We start from the raw sequence: 20,168 nt of genomic DNA on the forward strand, positions 1-20,168 counted from the left end.
ACCTTTGGACGTGAACGGTGACGGCATCCCTGACTTGCTGCAACCGCAAATTTTCAGCAAATAAAATTCATCTATTTGTAATTAACTGAAAATCAGCACCAAAGAAAAACATAATTTATATAATGAGAACTTCTTCACTACCCATCCCGACATACATCATTGCATCACGCTGTGCTCCAAAGCCCACATCGTGGGCGAGTTTCTTCTGCGCACAAACCGTAGGGATATCCAGATAATGGGCTACGACATGGTGGGAAAGAACGCTGAGTGTCTTAGGCAGGGAAGCATCTCCTTCCTTATTGCGCAACATGCTTACCAACAAGGCTACGCTTGTATTGACTCACTCTTCATGGCCATAGTTCTTAAAAAGAAAGTGTCACCAGTCAACTACATGCCCATCGAGCTGCTCACTAAAGAGAATGTTGAGTTCTATAGGCGTACTCAGCTTTGACACAACAAGATACACTTAACAGATAATAAACAAACAATACTACAAAACAAACATCATGGAACAATCAACTTTTATCAAGATCAATCCTGCCGACTCGGTTGTCGTATGCCTGCAACCAATATGCAAAGGCGAGACCATCATCGTTGACGGCAAAAGCATTACGATTAAACAAGACATTCCTGTGGGCCACAAGATACTCATAAAAGATACTGCCTGCGGAGACAATATCATAAAATACGGATATCCGATAGGTCATGCAGCAACAGATCTTACTGCTGGTGAATGGATAAACGAGAACAACCTGAAAACAAATCTTAAGGGCACTCTCGAATATACATACTCACCTGTTAACGAGAAGTTGCAGATACCGTTTGCCAACCGTACATTCCTCGGCTACGAAAGGTCTAACGGAGAAGTGGGCGTACGTAACGAAATATGGATTGTTCCTACTGTTGGTTGTGTCAATGGCATATCCGACAAGCTTGCTCAGCTGCTTGCTGACAAGACAGGGCTGAAGGGCGTTGACGCCATTCATTCCTGGCACCACAACTATGGTTGCTCGCAACTCAGCGATGACCATGAGAACACGCGCAAGATACTTCGTGATATCTGCCTTCATCCCAATGCTGGTGGAGTTCTTGTGCTGTCCTTAGGTTGCGAGAACAATCAGCCAGATGAATTCATGAAGATGCTTGGCGACTATGATCACGACCGCATCAAACTGCTTGTAACACAAAAGGTTGAAGGTGATGAACTGGAGGAAGGATTGAAGATTCTTACTGACTTGTACAATATAGCAAGCAAGGATGTACGTACTGAACAACCGCTGTCGAAATTGCGTGTAGGACTAAAGTGTGGCGGCTCTGATGGATTTAGCGGCATCACTGCCAATCCGCTCGTAGGCGAGTTCTCAGACTACCTTGTTGCGCAAGGCGGCACAACAATCCTTACTGAGGTGCCAGAGATGTTTGGAGCTGAGACCATACTTATGAACCGCTGTGAAAACAAAGAGCTTTTCGACAAGACAGTATCGCTCATCAATGACTTCAAGGAATATTTCCTTTCCCATGGAGAGCCTGTAGGCGAGAATCCATCACCAGGCAACAAGGCTGGTGGTATCTCCACCCTTGAGGACAAAGCTCTCGGCTGTACGCAGAAATGCGGACGCGCACCTGTCAGTGGCGTACTGGAATATGGCGAGCGCATAGAACATGACGGACTTAACCTGCTCTCCGCACCAGGCAACGACCTCGTCGCATCTACGGCACTTGCATCATCGGGTTGCCAGATAGTGCTATTTACTACAGGACGCGGAACCCCATTCGGTACGTTTGTGCCTACAATGAAGGTGTCAACAAACAGCAGGCTTTTCAACAATAAGAATAACTGGATAGACTTCAATGCCGGAGAACTCGTTGAGGGAACAGATATGCCGGAATTGCTGACCAAGTTCATTGACAAGGTTATAGCCGTCGCCAATGGTGAGCAAACTCGAAACGAAGCCAATGGTTATCGTGAGATTTCCATCTTCAAGAACGGCGTGACACTATAGATATAGTTTCAACACCATTACCGCACATTATATAATGTCAAGAATGATATTGAGTGCATAGGAGGAGTTACCTCCCAATATTAATTAATGAGTATGACCAACAAAAAGGGATTGTGGGCACTCTCGCCCCTGATAGTATTTATCATCCTATACTTAACAACATCCATTGTGGCAGGCGACTTCTATAAAGTCCCTGTCACAGTGGCTTTTATGGTATCAAGTGTATATGCAATTGCTACCTGCGGAGGCTTTCCGCTATCAAAGCGTATTGGTCTCTATAGTCGTGGAGCCAGCTCTGACAACCTTATGCTGATGCTGTGGATATATGTTCTTGCAGGTGCCTTTGCTGAGTCAGCAACAGGAATGGGCAGCGTTGAGGCCACCGTAAATTGCGCCATGCGTTTTCTGCCTGCCGGAATGTTGCTGCCGGGATTGTTTCTTGCGGCTTGCTTCATATCCATATCTATTGGCACAAGCGTTGGAACTGTTGTTGCACTGGTACCTATAGCAGCAGGTATTGCATCGAACATCGGGGCTGACATAGCCATGCTTACAGCCATTATCGTTGGTGGAGCTTATTTCGGTGACAATCTATCATTTATATCTGATACTACAGTTGTGGCTACTCAGACTCAGGGATGCAAGATGAGCGATAAATTCCGGGTGAATGCCTTCATCGTTATTCCTGCGGCACTTGTGATACTCGGTGCTTATTTCATTATGGGCATTGGTGTAGAGGCACCAGCCAGTATTCCCAATGTGGAATATGCCAAGATACTCCCCTACCTCACGGTTCTCATTACTGCAATAGCAGGCATGAATGTCATGGCCGTGCTTACCATCGGCATACTTATGTGTGGTATTATTGGTTTGCTTGACGGCTCATACGATGTCATAGGATGGATGGGAGCCATGGGCAACGGCATCAAGGGTATGGGCGAGCTTGTCATTATAGCCATGATGGCAGGTGGCATGCTTGAGATTATCCGTGAAAAAGGAGGCATAGACTATCTTATTTCAAAACTCACATCCCATGTCAATTCCAAACGTGGCGCGGAATTGTCCATTGCGGGACTTGTTGGCCTCGTTAATATTTGCACAGCAAACAACACTGTGGCCATACTGACCGTAGGAACAATATCGAAGAAAATCGGAGACAAGTTTGGCGTCGATAAGCGAAAGGCAGCAAGTATTCTCGACACATTTTCGTGTACAGTACAGGGATTGTTGCCATACGGAGTACAGATGCTCTTGGCAGCAGGTCTTGCGCATGTCAATCCGATGCAGATTATACCATATTTATATTACCCTATGGCAATAGGTCTGGCAGGTCTCGTGGCCATACTGTTCAGATTGCCAAGAAGATATAGCTGACCATCTTAGTCTAAAGTATTTTAGCCATGAACATCATTAACAGAAACTTTTTCCGTATACTGCGTGCAGGTGCACTCGACGAGAACGAGCCGCTTGAACCGATGTCTGAATTCAAGTGGAACCGCCTGTTTCAGATGATAAAATCGCAGAACGTCTCAGCAATAGCCCTTGAGGGGATACAAGCACGTCGGGATGACGAAAACAACAACATACCATCAGAACTGGTAGCCGAGCTACAGGCCTGTGTATACGAGGCTCCCAAGACGAAAACTCAACACGCACACAGCTTCGAGGTGCCATCACTAAGCAATCCCATCCTTGACCACAAGCTGAAGAAAATATTCAATAACGAACGGCATTCCATCGACACAAACATCGATTCGCTTCGGCTTCTTGGTATCATAATAGATAACGTGCAGACCATACTGAACAAGGGTATGTCTCTTGGAGGTGTTCTTGAACTTGGAAAGTTCTTGAGGACGAGGGGCGATAAGGTTGATTTCGTAAAGATAGATAACTGGCTTCAGGCATTGCACATGAGACGAATGGCTCAGCTACAGGGTAGCATACTCATACTCGTATTCAATTTCGAACAAGACGAGATACCTTTCGTCAACAACATCGAGCCTTCTGCTGGAAAGATTATCCTACGCACAGTGACCAACCTCGCAACCGATACAGCCGAGGAATGGCATTTCAGGCAGGGCAGGAGCGGGTTTGTAAGAAACAATTCTGCTGTGCTGCGACGTAACCTCCGTCGCTCGCTGAGATACATCGCATACGCACCCATAGAGACAACCAGCAACTTTGTTAGCAACTTTGCACGCAGCCTCTCCGAAATCGAGGAGTAGTCAAATGCCTCGTGCATCATCAGCGATGATGGAAAATACAACTTAACGCCTTGATATGCCTTGCCTGCGAGCGAAAAATACGCATTTGTTTTCGTATAATATTTTTTTGTATTAACTTTGCACCTATGAATAAGATTTTGACATTGCTGGCGTTGCTTGCTTCAGCCATATATGCGCCTGCACAGACATATATAGAGTGCGAGGACACTTGCTCACACATCCACGGAATAGACCTTAGTCACTATCAGGGTGACGTCTTTTGGGAAACAGTTGGCGAGAACAGCCACATGGCATACGTATACCTGAAAGCCACAGAGGGCGGAAACAATATTGATGATAAATATCAAAGAAATATTGACCTTGCACACAGATATGGACTGAAGGTAGGGTCATACCATTTCTACCGTCCGCTCGTACCGCAGGAAGTACAGCTTCAGAACTTCATGGCACAGTGCCGCCCCGGTGACCAGGACCTTCTGCCTATGGTTGATGTGGAAACACGAAGCGGCATGCAGGTTGAGGCTTTTCGTGATTCGCTGTTCAAGTTCCTACATCTGATGGAAAAAGCCTACAAACAGAAACCGCTCATCTATACTGGTGCGAATTTCTACGACCATTACCTTCTTGGCACACTTCACGACTACAAGGTCATGATAGCACAATATACACAGCGTGAGCCGGTGCTAAAGGACGACCTCGACTTTGTTCTATGGCAATATACTGCCAAAGGCCGAATAAACGGCATAAACGGCTACGTAGACAAAAGTCGTTTCATGGGAAAGCATAAACTTAGAGAAATCAGATTTAGACATAAATAATCATTCATCATGGCAATAATAAAATGTCCCGAATGTGGACACCAAATCAGTGACAAAGCACCTATCTGCCCGTCATGCGGTGTAGAGATAGCAGGAAAAATAACACGTTGTACCAACTGTGGTGAGGTCTACTTCAACGACCAGCAGTTGTGTCCGTCCTGCCACACGGCAAACAAACAAAACACAATACAGCAACAGGTTTCGACAAGGGTTTATCCCTCTAACAATCAGCCTGTACACCCAACAACGCCACCGCCTGTGCCACCGCAGCTGAGACAAGGCTCTAAAGACGCTGATAACGAAAAGAAGAAAAAGAAAAACAATGGCCCTATCATATTGGCAATATTGATAGCCTGCATTGTGGGGTCAATATGCTTCTACTATTACCATAATGCAAAGATGCAGAAGGAGACAGAAGCATACACACTGGCCATGAGCAGCGACGACCCGCTTATCTTGCAGAATTTCCTAAACAATTATAAGGATGCTTCTGCTGATAGAATTGACTCCGTAACGTTAAGGCTGGAGATGATTCGCAAGGGAGACCAGGACTGGACAAACGCTCTGGTAAGCGGTTCAAAGAGTGCTCTTATGGACTATCTTGAGAAACATCCCGACAGCCAGCGAAAGGGTGAGGCCTTGCATAAGATTGATTCTATTGACTGGGCAACGGCAAACAGCACAAACACCATAGAGGCTTATCAGGCCTATCTGGATGAGCACCCAACGGGCGAACACTTTGATGACTGCAAGGAAATCATAAAGGAAATCAATTCAAAGACGGTGCAGCAGGATGAGAAAGACGTCATCGTTACCCTCTTCCGCAATTTCTTCCAGAGTATCAACTCACGTGATGAAGACCGTCTCGTCAGCACCATAAGCTCATTCCTCACCTCATTTCTCGGCAAGACCGATGCCACCCAGAATGATGTCATTACATTCATGCACAAAATCTATAAGGAAGACATCACAAACATGAATTGGCGCCTAAATAATGACTGGAAGATTGACAAGAAGGAAGTTGGCGACAACGAGTACGAGTATACCGTTCAATTCTCGGCGCAGCAGGACATAGACAGAACAGATCCATCCAAGGAGAAGCATGCCAAATACAATATTAAGGCCGTAGTCGGTCCTGACATCCGCATTACCTCCTTCAATATGGTTAAGGTTCTTGAATGATCATGACCATCAAAAAGAGGTTTAATATAATTCCCTTTTTTGTAAAAGCCGCTGTTTCCTCTATTGAGAACGGCGGTTTTTTTGTATCCTTTGTACTTGTTCTATTCACCGTGTATATAAGAGTTACATATAATGATTAAGCCAAATGTCATGTCGATATTACATTTTTGGTAAATAATATCCAAAGGCTTAAAAAAACGGTACTTAAAAATGGGTATTTCAAAAAAGAATTTGTATCTTTGCAGCAACATTGATGCATAAACTAACTGCGATGCAATTACTGAATTTTTTAATTTCATATATTCATTAAAATATTTAGCGAATATGATTTATTCTAAAGAAGTCGACAACATGTGCGTTGTCGCAAAAGGTCCAAACCACGGACCAGCTCCAATTCCTGAGGAGGGAAAGTGGATTCAAGCAAAGGAGATAAAGGATATCTCTGGTTACACTCATGGTGTGGGTTGGTGTGCACCTCAGCAGGGTGCCTGCAAACTGTCTCTGAACGTCAAGGAAGGTGTTATCCAGGAGTGCCTCGTTGAGACCATCGGCTGTACTGGTATGACCCATTCAGCTGCCATGGCATCAGAGATTCTTCCCGGCAAGACCATTCTTGAGGCTCTTAACACAGACCTCGTTTGCGATGCCATCAACACTGCCATGCGCGAGCTCTTCCTCCAGATTGTTTACGGACGCAGCCAGAGCGCATTCTCTGAGGGTGGCCTCGTTATCGGTGCCGGCCTTGAGGACCTTGGCAAGGGTCTCCGTTCACAGACTGGTACTCTTTATGGTACAGTTGCCAAGGGCACACGCTACCTTGAGCTTACTGAGGGCTACATCACAAAGCAGTTCCTCGATAAGGACAGCCAGGTATGCGGTTATGAGTATGTTCACCTGGGCAAGATGATGGAAGCCATCAAGGCTGGTATGGATGCCAATGAGGCTGTTCAGAAGTTCACTGGACGCTACGGTCGCACCACAGCCGAGCAGGGTGTTGTTAAGAGTATTGACCCACGTAAAGAATAAGGATTAGCACTATGATAAGAAAAGTTAGTTTTGAAAGCCAGGAGCGTCGTATGGACCAAGTCCTCGCCGCACTCAAAGAAAACGGTATCAACAGTATCGAGGAGGCTAATGAAATTTGCGAGAGCGTTGGTATAGATCCTTATCTGATGTGTGAGGAAACACAGCGCATCTGCTTCGAGAACGCTAAGTGGGCATACGTTTGTGGTGCCGCTATCGCTATCAAGAAGGGTGTAAAGAGCGCCGCTGATGCTGCCGAGGCTATTGGCCTTGGTCTTCAGAGCTTCTGTATTCCTGGTTCTGTAGCCGATGACCGTAAGGTTGGTATTGGCCACGGTAACCTCGCAGCCCGTCTGCTCCGTGAGGAGACACAGTGTTTCGCATTCCTTGCCGGTCACGAGTCATTCGCTGCCGCTGAGGGTGCAATCAAGATTGCCGAGATGGCCAACAAGGTTCGTAAGAATCCTCTTCGCGTTATACTCAACGGTCTTGGCAAGGACGCAGCACAGATTATCAGCCGTATCAATGGTTTCACATACGTGCAGACCAAGTTCGACTACTATTCAGGAAAGCTTGAGGTTGTAAAGCGCATTCCTTACAGCGATGGTCCACGTGCCAAGGTTAACTGCTATGGTGCTGACGACGTTCGCGAGGGTGTAGCTATCAACTGGAGCGAGGATGTAGACGTTTCCATCACTGGTAACTCTACCAACCCGACACGCTTCCAGCACCCGGTAGCCGGTACATACAAGAAGGAGCGTGTACTTGCTGGCAAGCCTTACTTCTCTGTTGCTTCTGGTGGTGGTACGGGCCGTACCCTGCACCCAGACAACATGGCAGCAGGTCCCGCATCATATGGTATGACCGATACTCTCGGCCGTATGCACTCTGACGCTCAGTTTGCCGGTTCCTCATCAGTTCCTGCACACGTTGAGATGATGGGCTTCCTCGGCATCGGTAACAACCCAATGGTAGGTGCTACTGTAGCTATCGCCGTTGCTATCGACCTCGCTCTGAACAAGAAGTAATTAAGGGAGAGCAAATATCCTACATAATAAAAGGTGTACCCATGGTACACCTTTTATTATTATCTAATGTTTCGTCGATATTCGATATTACAATCAATAGCTTATCATTTGGACTTTAGCTATTTCAGAAGCTTTGTCTCAACGGTTTTCTTAATATGTTCCCTATCACGTCCACCAACCTCCAAGATGGGAGATCCGGTGAGTGGTATATATAATAAGGTGGGAATGGAGCTTATGTCAAAGTAGTCTGCCAGTCTTTGCTCGTCATCAATGTCTACCCTGAAGAAGTCGACCTTTCCCTGATATTCCTTGGCCACAGCCTCAAACTCGGGAGCCATCATCCTGCATGGCTGACACCACGTAGCATAGAAGTCAATGACGGCTGGACTATTGCCTTTGTACTTCCATTGACCATCGTTGTTGATATCTGCTATGATATTGGTGAACTGCTCTGTCGTAAGCGACTTTACGACATTCTCTGAATGGTCTTTTGCTGTTTTGGTCACCTGCATCTCACGTGAGGAGGAAGTGTTGCCACCGCCCCTCTTGCATGATGTGCAGACAAATAATGTTGGCAGCATCACATAGGTGAACAACGAAATCAGACTACTCTTAATTCTCATAACAGATAGCTATAAAAAATTTTGATGTGTTGATATTCAAAAGCAAACGTCGCGCATCAAATTCGCAAGTCCTTCAGTATCTCTGCCATTTTCTGTAGCGTGGAGACCTTAGTGGGCACAAGCGGCAGTCGAAGCTGGTTCTCTATGAAGCCCATCTCGTGAAGCAGGGCTTTTACGCCGGCAGGATTACCATCGACGAAGAGCAGCGAGTAAAGCTCTGTAAAGGCATGGTGTATCTTTCTGGCAGGCTCATACTCGCCACGGAACTCCAGTCGTATCATCCTTGAGAACTCCTTGGGCAGTGCATTGCCTATAACAGAGATGACTCCAGCAGCTCCACTGGCAACCATCGAGAATGTCAGCGCGTCATCGCCGCTTATCACGTCGAAGCGCTTGGGCTTGTTCTTGATAATCTCGTCAACCTGCTCAAGAGAGCCTGATGCCTCCTTTATGGCAACAATGTTCTCGCAGTCATTGGCAAGCCTTACAGTGGTCTCGGGCTTCAGGTTAATACCAGTTCTTCCAGGAACATTATATAGGACTACGGGCAGCGGACTGGCCTCTGCTATGGCCTTGAAATGCTGATAGAGCCCCTCCTGTGAAGGTTTGTTATAGTAAGGACAAACGCTGAGTATACCGTCTATTCCAGTCCAGTCGCTATTCTTCAGTTCCTCCACTATGGCAGCAGTGTTGTTGCCGCCACATCCCTTCAATATTGGGAGCCGTCCGTGGTTTACGTCTTTAACTAATTGGGTGATGTTATCCTTCTCCTGTTGAGTAAGGCATGGCGTTTCGCCAGTTGTAGCAAGGATGCAGAGGAAATCAGCCCCATTGTCAATCTGGTATTCGAGCAGTCTTTTAAGTGACTTGTAGTCAACCTGTCCGTCAGCCGTGAATGGCGTAACGAGAGCTATTCCTAATCCCTTGAAAATATTACGTGCCATAAAAAAAGTGCTAGTATGTATCAATTCACGTGCAAAGGTAGCATTTTTCTGTCATATTGCCAATCTTTCGCAGATAAAAACTTTTATTTTGTTCCGAAATACAGGAAAAGCATTCCCAAAAGCACCAGTGCGAGGTCGACAGCCTTCGACTTAAGGTTCTTTTCGTGGAAGAAAATGGCCCCAAACAGAAAACTGACTATCACGCTTCCGCGCCTTACCATAGAGACAATGGAAATCATTGCACCAGGAAGGCTCAGTGAGTAGAGATAGACGAAATCGGCCGCACTAAGGAACAGCGATATACCGATTATTGTCCAGTCCCATCGGAATGGCGTCGTGTGCTTGCGTGCCGGCATCCACAGAACAAGGAGCATTATTCCCATCATTATCATCTGGTAAATGTTGTACCAGCTCTGCACCATCATCTTGTCAAGCCCTACCCCACCGTCTGCCGGCGATGCCATAAGGTACTTGTCGTACAGGCCACTCACGGCGCCGAGTATAGCTGCAACCACTATACATGCTATCCACTTGTTGTGCTTGAAGTCGATACCTTCCTTCTTCCCGCTGCGGCTAAGCATCAGAAACGAGACAACGGCAAGCATTACACCAGTCCATTGCCAGACATTCAGCTGCTCACCGAATACCAGCAAGGCACCAACAAGAACCATTACGGGACGGGTGGCATTGATTGGGCCAACTATTGTCAGCGGCAGGTGCTTCATACCGAAATATCCAGCGAGCCACGACGACAATACGATGCAGCTCTTCAGAAGGATATACTTGTGACATTCCCATCCGCCAGAGGCCACATGTACGAGCGACGAGTCTAAAACAGAGGATGAATAGGACAGCACGATGAATGGTGCGAAGATAAGTGACGAGAACACAGTATTGAGAAACAATACCGGAATGACAGCGTTACCCTGTAATGCCTTTTTCTTGAACGAATCATAAAATCCCAGCAAGGCAGCTGAGAGAAATGCCAATATTAACCACATTGAAGATATATATGTTTAATTCCTTACGGCACGGCATGAAAAATGCCATGCGGCTGCAAAAGTACAACTTTTCAGTCGCATGGCAAAATAAAATTTGATAATTTGAGCAAATGTCCCTCGTGTTATCTCTTGATAATCTTTACGGCCTTGACAGTTCCGTCAGCCAGACGGTTCTTCACGATGGTGAGGCCTGGCTGTATGCCGCTGACGCGCTGGCCATTTGCATTGTAGTATTCCTGACCAACAATCTCAATGCTGTTACCGGATGTAGCGTTATTGATGGCTGTTGGTGTCTCCTCGCTCTTGTAGAAGAGGCGGAAATTGTCCACCTTGAACCATCCTGCACCGTTAACCGCACCGTTATCAAAGGTGTTGCCATCAACGTTCACTCCATTGGTACGGAAACCGATAACGGCAATTCCGTCCTCGCCTACACCGAACGTTACCTCCATTGGCTTAAGAAGTGATGTGGTGGCATCACCCGACTCGCAGGTATAGCCAGCGTATGTGAGATGCTGGATGTTGTCTATCTCCTGCTCGTCGAAAGCCTTAGCTGCAGCAACGTCGGCCGGGATGTTCATTTCAGAAATGGTTTCAGGTGTTGCCCATACCTGCACGCAATCGTTGGCGAAGATGCGCTGTGTAGTGACATTGTTGCCTGCCCAGTTGTTTTCCACCATAACATCGGCGTATGCGATATATGTACCCATTGGCAGACCAGAGATTGTCTGGCTAAGCTCTACCTCAGGCATGCTGGATGTCCAGATACCCCAGAGATACGAGCCGTCAACAGGCTGATGATCGTAATAGTTGCCGTCATTGTCTGTAACAGAGATAGCATCACCACCATTGATGGCACACCAGCCGGAGATATAGCCGTTAGGTGTTCCCTCAACAGTCTCGCCGTTAATTTTCAATGTCCATCCAGCCGGGACGGCCGCTACACCAGAAGACGGTGTGTTGCCCTGTGCCGACAAATCCTCGAAACTCGGGTTTGTGATAAGGTCTGTGACAAAGATATTCACTGCTACGCCAGAGAGCTTGCAGTCGTTGAATGCCTGCTCAAGCCGTATGCGCATCTCGGCAAGCTCCTCTGCACTTGCGTCGCCGCTGCCAAACAGATCCTCGGCCTCCATTATAACGTCACCGTAGGCACCTGCTCCAGCGTAGTTGCTGTAGTCTGTAAGGTTGCTCTGATGCTGTATAAGAACAGATGCGAACTCAGCATATACATCTACGGATGCCTTTACCTCAGTAAGCAAGGCTGCCAGGTTAAGTATTGCGTTGTCAATTGCCTGCGGCTCGCTGTCATTGTTCACGGAGTATTCCTCAAGTGCAGTCTCAATCTTTTTCAAAACGGAGCTCTGCATTTGTTCGTACATATAGTTGGAGAGCTTAGAGGTGTAGTCCTCGAAAATGGCAAGTGCGTCTTCCTTTATGTAGCGAAGTTTCTGAATGCGGAAGTTGTCAAGCTTGAACCATCCGTCACCACCATTGGCGTTACCATTGTCACGACGTGCCTTGGCAATGTCGCCGTCTGTACGGAAACCGAATGTCAGATTGCCGTCATATACGTAGGCATTTACAGTAATCGGCGACAGCAGACGGTCGGTTACTTCCTCAGTTTGTCCAGCAAATGCCAATACCTCCTGTGGATTGAAGCGTGACAGATCGTAATCGTCTGAGAAGCCATACAATGTGCTGTTCAAATTGCCGAATACGCGCTGTGAGGTACGGCGTGAGCCAGAGCCATTTGCTCCAACCATAACGCCTGCCGTAATCAGGTAGGTACCATTCTCTAGACCGCTGATGGTCTGTGAGATTTCGTAATCGGGCATACCGGCCATCCATATACCGAATGCTTGTGTGCCGTCCTTTATATCTCCCTCGCTGTCAGAGTTTATTCCGTACCATCCGCTTATACCTGCGGCCGTAAGCTCTTCTGTGGTAGAAACCTGAGTACCGTTTACGTAAGCGTTCCATCCTGCTGGTGTAGCTCCAACGACCGAGGTCTCTACTCCACCCTGTGCGCTAAGGTCCTCGAAGCTCATGTTCTTGCCAAGGTCTGTAATATCGCCGTTGCCAAGGCTGTAGTTCAGCTCGGCGTTGGCAAGGTCTGATATGGCCTGCTCAATCTCCGCTTCCGTGTTCACGCTATTGAATGACGAGACGGCTTTTTCAATGGCAGCTGTAAGGACAGCGTCAGTATCCTCCCCAAGAAGTTCCTTTGCCTTAACTATCTCATTGTAGAGATTGTGCTTGAGCTGGATAAGCTCATAGGCAGCGCCAAGCTCGTCTATAGTTACGTCTGCCTTATTGTAGATGTCAGATGTCAAGGCAACCAGCGACTGATAACCGGCAAGGTATGTCTCGTCCTCATATCTGTTTTGCTCAATCTCTGTGATAGCCTCGTAGAGCCTCACTTTCTGATAATAAGCAGGAATATCTGCCGTGTCGGCAAAAGCCCAATTCTCATGCTCGCGGTCTAACGGAACTATCCAGTTGTCTTCCGTAATCTTCACGATTGGGGTTCCCGTACCGTCGTCAATAGTCTCAACGCCTCCATAGTAGTCTGGGAACCATTGGTTGCCATAGAATGTGATAACTACATACTCGCCGCCCGAATTTAGGTGAAGGTATAGTCCACGGGTACCGGAACACGGCATATCATCGCCCGACTTAATCTTGTAGAATCCCTCATGGTCCGTGCTGGGCTCTACAACGAAGTGGGCCTTAAGCTCAAGGTTTCCGTTGAGGTTGGCAGCGCCAATTTGGAAACCGACATACAGCGGCTCTTCCTCTTCTGCTCGGCCGTCAACGGTGAAATACCATGTGCCGTCTGCTTCCTGATGGGCCGTGAAAGTTGAGGTCTTGTAGGAAGAGGAGGAATAGTCAAGAAGATAATAGGAACCGTCCCACGGAGTACGCGACCAATACTTGTTGGGTTTCTCGTAATTGATTAGGATGTAGGATTTGCCGTCGGTAATCGTTTGCCCGATTTTCGGTAAATCGATTGCAAAAGATGTCTCAGTGGAAAACATTGCAATCCCCGCGAAAATTAGTTTTTGGTAAAATGATGACATACTTATAATAATTGGTTAATAAATGGATATTAGGTTGTTAGATATGGCAAAAATAACATTTTTGTCTGATACATGCTGTATTGTTTACGAGAATTTAACAATTTATTGTTTTAATGACACTATACTGCTTGTATGTTTATATATGAGAATAGAAAAATTCATTTTGCTGAAACAAGAATATCATATAGGTGAAACAAGACCTTCACTTGGCTGCAAGTAAAGCTTCACTTGCATATACAACTTACAATATAAATAGGTAAAGAATCCATGTGGAATACATATGAGAGAGTTTTTGTCGCTGAATATCAACAATATAAGAAAATAAAGGTACAAAAATTTGCTTATGTATAAATGAGGTAAAAAAGCTGTTTTTGAGGGAAAGAACGTGTAGGAAAAAGATGCGTATGAAGATGAAAATTTAACAAAAACTTAACAATCGGCAGGCATTTTTATCTTTTGCCGCAGGTCTGTCGGAACGGGGGCAAAACAGCAGAGGACTTGTCGGGGAATTGCTTGCCACGATTAATTTTTAGTATGTTTTGCACTTTAAGAGCCAATAGGAGTACAAATGCTGTATGAAATAAGTCTTAGAACTCTAATTTTTGCTCTGCGCAGAAGTTCATTGATAGGAAATTCACTACCTTTGTACTTGGATTGTGGATTGGAGCAACTTTATTCAAGACATACGGAATTAAAAGTTGCATCCGAGATGCAATATTTTTAGAGTTTCTGCATTTTTATAATAGCTAACAATTAAAAAAGATAAAAATGAATGCGAAAGACTTTTTCGGAATACTGCTTATGGCAATGTTTGCAGTGGTAGGACTGACAGCGTGTAGTGACGATGATGAAGAAGGCAGGAAAGTAACAGATTACAAAGAGTATGTGCTGACTGTGGCATCGGAAAAAATACCGGGTGTCCTTTGGTCTGAAGGGTTTAATTACTTGTCAGAAGTTTACGCTGTAAAACAAGAGCCGTCCGATGAATGGAGTGCCTTTGGCAACATTGATGGGTTTGAGTTTGAGAAAGGATATGAATACCAGATAAAAATCGGCGAAACCAGCTATTTGGATTATAGTATGGGAACTCCTGCATGGACAGAACGCGAGTTACTTGAAGTGATATCCAAAGATAAAAAAGACTCGGAAAACTTGCCATTACATCTTATTCCAAAAGCATATTACGACAATATTCCACTACCACAATACAGATATGCGGTAGAAGCGGATAATAAAGAACTCATTGAACAGGATTTGAAAGACAACTCTCTTATTCCGTTGGATTATCACGATATGCTTTATCGTGGTGAAGACGCTACCCTTAAATGGATAGCCTTACAGGATGACAACAAAGTGTTTGGTCCGTATATCATACAGAGTAAAAGTAAGGCACCAGAAGAAATGCCGGAGTCTTATAAAGTACTTCCCCCAGATGCACGAATAGTCGGTTACGGAGAATGGACTTTTTTAGATGAAGCAGAAAACTCAATTGACAATCTGTCTTTTGACGTATTTATGGGCTATGCTACTCAAACAAAAGATGTTGATAGAACACCAAGTGCCATCTATCTTTATAAAGACCTGACCGAATATTACAAAACCAAATACCCGGAAGCCAATGTGGAAACGGTTGTAATATCTTATATGCTCTCTGCTGAAAGCCTTTAAGTAGGGCATTATATTCCTATTCCTTGTCCGTTTTTGATTTTCCAATCATATTTCCCCTCTGCAACATCGCCAACCTCTTTGAGTGTATGGCGATGTTTAATTTCGTCAAAAGGCTGTCGGCTCTCCGCATAATCACAGAGCCATACACCGACAACATTCTGCTGTTCGGTTGTTTCCCCATACTCTTGCATCACGCTCTTGATGTCGGCAGCTTCGGATGGGGCGAAGAAAGATTTGTGCTGTTCCGTGCCGAAATGGATAATCGCATCAATGGCTTGCTTAAAGACTTCGTTTGCCTTGTAAAGAATATCGGCAAGCACATTCAGGATATGTCTACTCGCTTTAAGCGCACTTTGCAGCAAGCGGATGGTTTTATCTTTGTCTGCCGTGGCACGGCTTACGGCAAAATCGATGCGATGCCGTTCGCCGTCCTTTTGTTCTTGAAGTTGCCGTACCGCCTTGTCCTTTTCAGTGGCGAGTGAGCGGCTCTGCACCAAAGCCCTGTCACGCTCCGCTTCGGCTTTCTGTTTCTCCGTTGTCAAAACTTTTGTCAGTTCCTCCACCTTGTTCTTGACTGCATGGGGAAAGGCTTTCTTCATACGCTCGTTCTCGGCTTTCAGTTTGGCGTTTTCCTTTTCGATTGCTGCGGATTTGCCCACCCCGACAAAACTGCTTACGCTGTCCAATATGCTGTCCACTTTCGTCTTGCGCTCATCCCTTAACTGACGTTCCTTGTCGGCGATGTCATTGTCAAGGGATTGGCGGTATTTCTCTTTCGCCTTGTTCTCGCCCTCGATGTGCCGTCGTTCCGTTTCCGCTTCCTCCTTGGCGGCAAGGGCTGCTTCCTTTTCGATTTTGACCCGTTCCGCTTCCTGCTTCTGTTTGGCAAGGATGAAGTCCGTGCGTTCCAAATGCTCCTTGCCTGTAACCTCCTTTGAGATGCCCCTTTCCATCTCCAAGCACTCAGCCAAAACCGTCTGCATCTCGCTCATGGCTTTCTCGTCAAGCTTGCAGGACTTGCCCGTATCATGGTTCATGTGGGATTGATTTGCACTTTTTCAAGTAAATGAAACACAGATGGAAACATGATACTCCCAAAATTGAACGGTACAAAAAAGTGCAATAGCGAAAAATGGGAAATCTAAGAGTTTTGCAGAGCAAAACAATAGTTTACTTTTGCTTTGTCGAGTGTGAACGGATTATCTAATGTTTATGTGTCGCCAGACAGATAATCTTTGGTGCAAATTGATTCAAAAAGGCAGGGAAAAGAATGGCACTTTAATGTAAAATGACGATTTCTTAGGCTAACTTTATTCTTTTTCTTCAAATAAGTTTGGTTATTCCAAATAAAAGCAGTACCATTGGCCCCCCAGAACCCGCCAAGCCTCTCAACGATGCTCAACCGACGACAAACCGAGAGCAATGTCAAACTTGTTTGAACATTGCCGAGGTGCGAAGGAGGAAGAGATTTCTTGAAGCTCAAATGTGCGGGTCGTTTTATTTTTATACAATGAGTAACAGAATCCCATTCCAGAAGCCGTACACCAGTGCGCACGATCTTGTCTGTCTCTTGCAGTCAAGAGGTTTGACAGTTACAGATACGTCAGATGGAGAAGCGAACTGCAAAATTAGTAAGCATCAATATTAGTTGCGGATTTTAGGTTCTTTTCATATCTGATTAGATTTCTATTTCAATATTTGTGCCGCATGAGAAGGCTTGAAGCCGTTCGTCCATGACATCCTTCAACGTGGGAAACACGGCATCGCCCGTACAGTGACTAGTATGGAAGTGCGTCTGCGGATAGTAGTCTGTCAGTCTGTAGGCGAGTTCGCCGAGTTCATCCTCCGACTCATGACCGTCGAGGAGATGGAAACCTCCAACAACCTCATTTACTGGAAAAGGCGTGGCCGCAAGAATATTCTCCAGTCCGCTGTGGGCACAGCCCGTAAACAGCAATCCGTTGGTATAGAGGGCCAGTTCATGGCGGAAGTCGTCAGGGATGTATTCTCCGTCTGCCGTTTCAACAAAGAGGTGTTGATTGCCTTTGGGCATCGGATGCACTTGCGGGATGCGGGCAATGATATACAGGTCATTGGTTATCCACCCGCTTTGCTCTATGGACAAGAGTCGTTCTGAAGGTATCTCCGGCCATTCGGTGGTGATGCTGTGCAGATAACGGCGTTTGGAATAGAATTTCCCGCTAAGAGCATACGGTGATACGATGATTTTCGCCTTGTCGTTGATGGCCATGAAGTTCTTCAGCCCTCCGGCATGGTCACTGTGACCGTGGGAAATGAACACATAGTCCACAGTGCCGAGGTCAATGCCTAACCGCTCAGCATTACGGATGAGCATATCGCTGGCTCCCGTATCGAGCAAGATGCGATGGTGCTCCATTTCCAGGAGTATCGACAACCCATGCTCTGTCTCTAAACCTGGAGCATTCGTGCGATTATCTACTAATACAGTCCACTTCATGTCTTTCTATTCCATTCGTTGCCACTTCATTTCCTCACCCTGCTTATCATACTGCTTACGCTTGCCTGTAGGCGGTTCTGTCAGGGTTATCTTGACAATCGCCGTTCTTTCCAGACTTCGCTCAATAGCTGCATCAAAAGCATCCATGTGGTGAGGAAGGAAACGTAAGCAGATAAGCCTAAGGGCCTCTATCTTCTCAGCTCTATTCGTAACCACTTCGGCAACACCTGTAGCCATCGCCGATTTGTATTGAAGGGTAAAACTGCCGTCTTTAGGGCCGACAGTAGGAGAACAACGTGTTACGGCTGACAATGCCACCTTGGAATTGCTGGCGATACAATCCATTTTCTCACCTTCCAAGGCTCCGTGAAAATAGAAGGTCGTCTCATCTTTCCGTACCAACGACAAAGGTACACCATAAGGACAGCCGTCAGGCCGTGTGAAACTGACGGTGATATATGGTGCCTTGTCGAATACCTCGAATGCGAAGGCTGCATCCATCTCTCTGCTTGCCTTCCTCATATCACTCATGATGATGGTGATGACCGCCACAACCGTCATGGTGACAACTTCCGTCACCGTATTCGATAGTATCATCAAGATACATGGCCAGCACTTGATCAACGGGCAGGGCTGGTGCTCCGGCATGGACTTCGATTCCTAATTCAGCGAGCATCTGCACGGCACCTTGTCCTAACCCGCCACAAACCACATCCGTACAGCCCTCGGCAGCGAGGAAGCGCGGCATGGCTCCGTGCTCATGCTCTGGCGACTGCTTGATGACGGATTCCTTGATCTGTCCTTCCTCGACGATTACTATAGTTACTTGTGGAGCCTTACCGAAATGTGGCCATAACATTCCCTCGTTGGTAGGAATGGCGATTTTTTGATTCTGTTTCATTGTCTTGTTCTATTTATTTTTGATTTTACTGATTTAATTCTTCTTCCAAAAACTCTGCAGCATCGGCTACGCAGTCAGGACACTCTCTGAGCATCACCTTTGTTCCGACACCCTTCAACAGTTTACATTGCGTGGCACCATTTCTCTCCTGGAACTTGGTCATCACCTGGTGCATCTGCTTCATCGACTTTACCTTGTCTTTATTTGCCAAGCCAAGTACTAATCCTGCACCGACGAGTGCGCCACATGTTCCTTCCATGCAGCCCATGCCGCCACCAAAGGCTCCGGCAATATTCATGGCAGCTTCCTCACTGATACCGGCCACGTCTGCGTATGTGTGAAGAATCGCCTGGGCGCAGTTGTGACTATTGCATCTCTTCTTTTCAGCTGCTATCTGTTTTCTTGTTTTCATAAATCTGCTTTTGAGTAACGGATTAATTTCTGATTCTTAAATTTGTTACATTGGAGTTTACTTTATCCTTATTGTTCCTAAATTCCGCAGCACTTTAGTTTAACTTTTTTATAAGTACCTGAGCAACAAAAAGTTCTTGCTTGTGGCAAGCGGCAAAGCCGAGCAGTTCAGGATTTTGCCATGTCAGATTGTTCACTTACCTTAGTGCTGCAAATCAAGACAAGCAAAAATTATCAATGACATGGCAAAGGTAAGCATGAAATCTGAGAAAATCACTCCTTTTGGAGGAATATTTCACGTGAGGGAGCATTTTTCCTGTTTTGTGGGTCCGGTAATCGACAAAGTTCTTGGACTTCGGTGCACATCGTTCGGTTATCAAAGCGCGAGATAGTGGGTTCTTTGTCAAGTGTCTACTTCTGTGGCGGCGACTGTGTGGAGGAACAATGGCTTCGGATGGGTAAGGCTTCCAAAGTCCTTCATGGCAGGGAACAATGTGTTCCTGCTGCTGACAGAACTCATACGCAACTTCTACAAGTTCCTCATGGACAAGATAGACGCAAAAGCCTTCGGACTAAAGAAAACCGGTTCATCCGACATTTCGAGTGATTATCATTTATAGCAGTGTGGTCTGTATTTGTTACCTTCATTGCCGATAAGGTTATAAATCTTGTCTGTGGCGTATTCATATTTGCGGTTCATGCTATATCTCGAGTGACAATATATTGTTGCGTGGTCTATGCATATATATATCATTGCCGATAAGGTTAATAACCTTACG

The 20,168-nt window shown here is 46.0% G+C and carries 16 protein-coding genes and 4 pseudogenes; 11 read left to right on the forward strand and 9 right to left on the reverse strand.

The window, feature by feature from the left end:
- Nucleotides 1–124: 124 nt before the first annotated feature.
- The 8 genes and pseudogenes from CIL02_RS08175 to CIL02_RS08210 all read left to right on the forward strand — a co-directional run.
- A pseudogene (locus CIL02_RS08175) lies at nt 125–451 on the forward strand (substrate-binding domain-containing protein); the annotation flags it as partial.
- Nucleotides 452–506: 55 nt separating this feature from the next.
- The gene (locus CIL02_RS08180; RefSeq protein ID WP_094400762.1) at nt 507–2,003 is read left to right on the forward strand and encodes a UxaA family hydrolase; all 1,497 of its coding nucleotides are present in this window, start codon (nt 507–509) and stop codon (nt 2,001–2,003) included.
- Between the two features lie 93 nt (nt 2,004–2,096).
- Nucleotides 2,097–3,377 carry a Na+/H+ antiporter NhaC family protein gene (locus tag CIL02_RS08185; RefSeq protein WP_094400764.1) on the forward strand — a complete coding sequence of 427 codons (1,281 nt, stop codon included), beginning with the start codon at nt 2,097–2,099 and terminating at the stop codon, nt 3,375–3,377.
- A gap of 26 nt (nt 3,378–3,403) precedes the next feature.
- On the forward strand, nt 3,404–4,228 hold the full coding sequence (locus tag CIL02_RS08190; RefSeq protein WP_094400766.1) for a hypothetical protein: 825 nt from the start codon (nt 3,404–3,406) through the stop codon (nt 4,226–4,228).
- A gap of 125 nt (nt 4,229–4,353) precedes the next feature.
- On the forward strand, nt 4,354–5,046 hold the full coding sequence (locus tag CIL02_RS08195) for a glycoside hydrolase family 25 protein (RefSeq protein ID WP_094400768.1): 693 nt from the start codon (nt 4,354–4,356) through the stop codon (nt 5,044–5,046).
- Nucleotides 5,047–5,055: 9 nt separating this feature from the next.
- Nucleotides 5,056–6,228: a zinc ribbon domain-containing protein gene (locus tag CIL02_RS08200; protein ID WP_094400770.1), complete on the forward strand. Its 1,173-nt coding sequence runs from the start codon at nt 5,056–5,058 to the stop codon at nt 6,226–6,228.
- Nucleotides 6,229–6,552: 324 nt separating this feature from the next.
- A complete protein-coding gene (locus CIL02_RS08205) occupies nt 6,553–7,254 on the forward strand; it encodes an iron-sulfur cluster assembly scaffold protein (protein WP_094400772.1) in 702 nt (233 codons plus the stop codon).
- 11 nt (nt 7,255–7,265) lie between these two features.
- Nucleotides 7,266–8,279: a GGGtGRT protein gene (locus CIL02_RS08210; protein ID WP_094400774.1), complete on the forward strand. Its 1,014-nt coding sequence runs from the start codon at nt 7,266–7,268 to the stop codon at nt 8,277–8,279.
- Nucleotides 8,280–8,398: 119 nt separating this feature from the next.
- Here CIL02_RS08210 and CIL02_RS08215 read toward each other — a convergent pair whose 3' ends face one another.
- From CIL02_RS08215 to CIL02_RS08230, 4 genes are all read right to left on the reverse strand, one after another.
- Complete coding sequence (locus CIL02_RS08215; protein WP_094400776.1) at nt 8,399–8,902, reverse strand: co-chaperone YbbN; 504 nt, start codon at nt 8,900–8,902, stop codon at nt 8,399–8,401.
- Between the two features lie 56 nt (nt 8,903–8,958).
- On the reverse strand, nt 8,959–9,846 hold the full coding sequence (dapA, locus tag CIL02_RS08220) for a 4-hydroxy-tetrahydrodipicolinate synthase (RefSeq protein ID WP_094400778.1): 888 nt from the start codon (nt 9,844–9,846) through the stop codon (nt 8,959–8,961).
- A gap of 83 nt (nt 9,847–9,929) precedes the next feature.
- Nucleotides 9,930–10,847: a DMT family transporter gene (locus CIL02_RS08225; RefSeq protein ID WP_094400780.1), complete on the reverse strand. Its 918-nt coding sequence runs from the start codon at nt 10,845–10,847 to the stop codon at nt 9,930–9,932.
- Between the two features lie 122 nt (nt 10,848–10,969).
- Nucleotides 10,970–13,888, reverse strand: a complete 2,919-nt coding sequence (locus CIL02_RS08230) for a hypothetical protein (protein ID WP_094400782.1) — start codon at nt 13,886–13,888, stop codon at nt 10,970–10,972.
- Nucleotides 13,889–14,698: 810 nt separating this feature from the next.
- On the opposite strand from CIL02_RS08230, the gene CIL02_RS08235 reads away from it, so the two are divergent.
- Nucleotides 14,699–15,598: a DUF4377 domain-containing protein gene (locus CIL02_RS08235; protein ID WP_094400784.1), complete on the forward strand. Its 900-nt coding sequence runs from the start codon at nt 14,699–14,701 to the stop codon at nt 15,596–15,598.
- An 8-nt stretch (nt 15,599–15,606) separates the two neighbouring features.
- On the opposite strand, the pseudogene CIL02_RS08240 reads toward CIL02_RS08235, so the two are convergent.
- From CIL02_RS08240 to CIL02_RS08260, 5 genes and pseudogenes are all read right to left on the reverse strand, one after another.
- Nucleotides 15,607–16,635: pseudogene (locus tag CIL02_RS08240) on the reverse strand (mobilization protein); the annotation flags it as partial.
- A gap of 641 nt (nt 16,636–17,276) precedes the next feature.
- Nucleotides 17,277–18,077, reverse strand: a complete 801-nt coding sequence (locus tag CIL02_RS08245; RefSeq protein ID WP_094400786.1) for an MBL fold metallo-hydrolase — start codon at nt 18,075–18,077, stop codon at nt 17,277–17,279.
- 6 nt (nt 18,078–18,083) lie between these two features.
- Nucleotides 18,084–18,674 carry a pyridoxamine 5'-phosphate oxidase family protein gene (locus tag CIL02_RS08250; protein WP_240513594.1) on the reverse strand — a complete coding sequence of 197 codons (591 nt, stop codon included), beginning with the start codon at nt 18,672–18,674 and terminating at the stop codon, nt 18,084–18,086.
- Nucleotides 18,601–18,978 (reverse strand): NifB/NifX family molybdenum-iron cluster-binding protein, encoded by a 378-nt coding sequence (locus tag CIL02_RS08255; protein ID WP_094400790.1) that lies wholly within the window; start codon nt 18,976–18,978, stop codon nt 18,601–18,603. Before CIL02_RS08255 ends, CIL02_RS08250 begins: the two co-directional genes overlap by 74 nt.
- A 25-nt stretch (nt 18,979–19,003) precedes the next feature.
- A complete protein-coding gene (locus tag CIL02_RS08260; protein ID WP_094400792.1) occupies nt 19,004–19,390 on the reverse strand; it encodes a C-GCAxxG-C-C family protein in 387 nt (128 codons plus the stop codon).
- A gap of 241 nt (nt 19,391–19,631) precedes the next feature.
- Here CIL02_RS08260 and CIL02_RS16685 point away from each other — a divergent pair.
- Both CIL02_RS16685 and CIL02_RS08265 read left to right on the forward strand, forming a co-directional pair.
- A pseudogene (locus tag CIL02_RS16685) lies at nt 19,632–19,831 on the forward strand (IS1380 family transposase); the annotation flags it as partial.
- Nucleotides 19,830–19,973: pseudogene (locus tag CIL02_RS08265) on the forward strand (IS1380 family transposase); the annotation flags it as partial. The pseudogenes CIL02_RS16685 and CIL02_RS08265, both read left to right, overlap by 2 nt.
- Nucleotides 19,974–20,168 lie beyond the last annotated feature (195 nt).

This window comes from Prevotella sp. P3-122 (genome assembly GCF_002251365.1).
Lineage (GTDB): Bacteria > Bacteroidota > Bacteroidia > Bacteroidales > Bacteroidaceae > Prevotella.

Bases quoted from the DNA above. Each gene is read 5' to 3' on its own strand.
- CIL02_RS08185 (WP_094400764.1), top strand. From the start codon at position 2,097: ATGACCAACAAAAAGGGATTGTGGGCACTCTCGCCCCTGATAGTATTT.
- CIL02_RS08230 (WP_094400782.1), bottom strand. From the start codon at position 13,888: ATGTTTTCCACTGAGACATCTTTTGCAATCGATTTACCGAAAATCGGG.
- CIL02_RS08235 (WP_094400784.1), top strand. From the start codon at position 14,699: ATGAATGCGAAAGACTTTTTCGGAATACTGCTTATGGCAATGTTTGCA.
- CIL02_RS08245 (WP_094400786.1), bottom strand. From the start codon at position 18,077: ATGAAGTGGACTGTATTAGTAGATAATCGCACGAATGCTCCAGGTTTA.
- CIL02_RS08215 (WP_094400776.1), bottom strand. From the start codon at position 8,902: ATGAGAATTAAGAGTAGTCTGATTTCGTTGTTCACCTATGTGATGCTG.
- CIL02_RS08205 (WP_094400772.1), top strand. From the start codon at position 6,553: ATGATTTATTCTAAAGAAGTCGACAACATGTGCGTTGTCGCAAAAGGT.
- CIL02_RS08260 (WP_094400792.1), bottom strand. From the start codon at position 19,390: ATGAAAACAAGAAAACAGATAGCAGCTGAAAAGAAGAGATGCAATAGT.
- CIL02_RS08180 (WP_094400762.1), top strand. From the start codon at position 507: ATGGAACAATCAACTTTTATCAAGATCAATCCTGCCGACTCGGTTGTC.
- CIL02_RS08225 (WP_094400780.1), bottom strand. From the start codon at position 10,847: ATGTGGTTAATATTGGCATTTCTCTCAGCTGCCTTGCTGGGATTTTAT.
- CIL02_RS08210 (WP_094400774.1), top strand. From the start codon at position 7,266: ATGATAAGAAAAGTTAGTTTTGAAAGCCAGGAGCGTCGTATGGACCAA.
- CIL02_RS08190 (WP_094400766.1), top strand. From the start codon at position 3,404: ATGAACATCATTAACAGAAACTTTTTCCGTATACTGCGTGCAGGTGCA.
- CIL02_RS08195 (WP_094400768.1), top strand. From the start codon at position 4,354: ATGAATAAGATTTTGACATTGCTGGCGTTGCTTGCTTCAGCCATATAT.
- CIL02_RS08255 (WP_094400790.1), bottom strand. From the start codon at position 18,978: ATGAAACAGAATCAAAAAATCGCCATTCCTACCAACGAGGGAATGTTA.
- dapA (WP_094400778.1), bottom strand. From the start codon at position 9,846: ATGGCACGTAATATTTTCAAGGGATTAGGAATAGCTCTCGTTACGCCA.
- CIL02_RS08200 (WP_094400770.1), top strand. From the start codon at position 5,056: ATGGCAATAATAAAATGTCCCGAATGTGGACACCAAATCAGTGACAAA.
- CIL02_RS08250 (WP_240513594.1), bottom strand. From the start codon at position 18,674: ATGATACTATCGAATACGGTGACGGAAGTTGTCACCATGACGGTTGTG.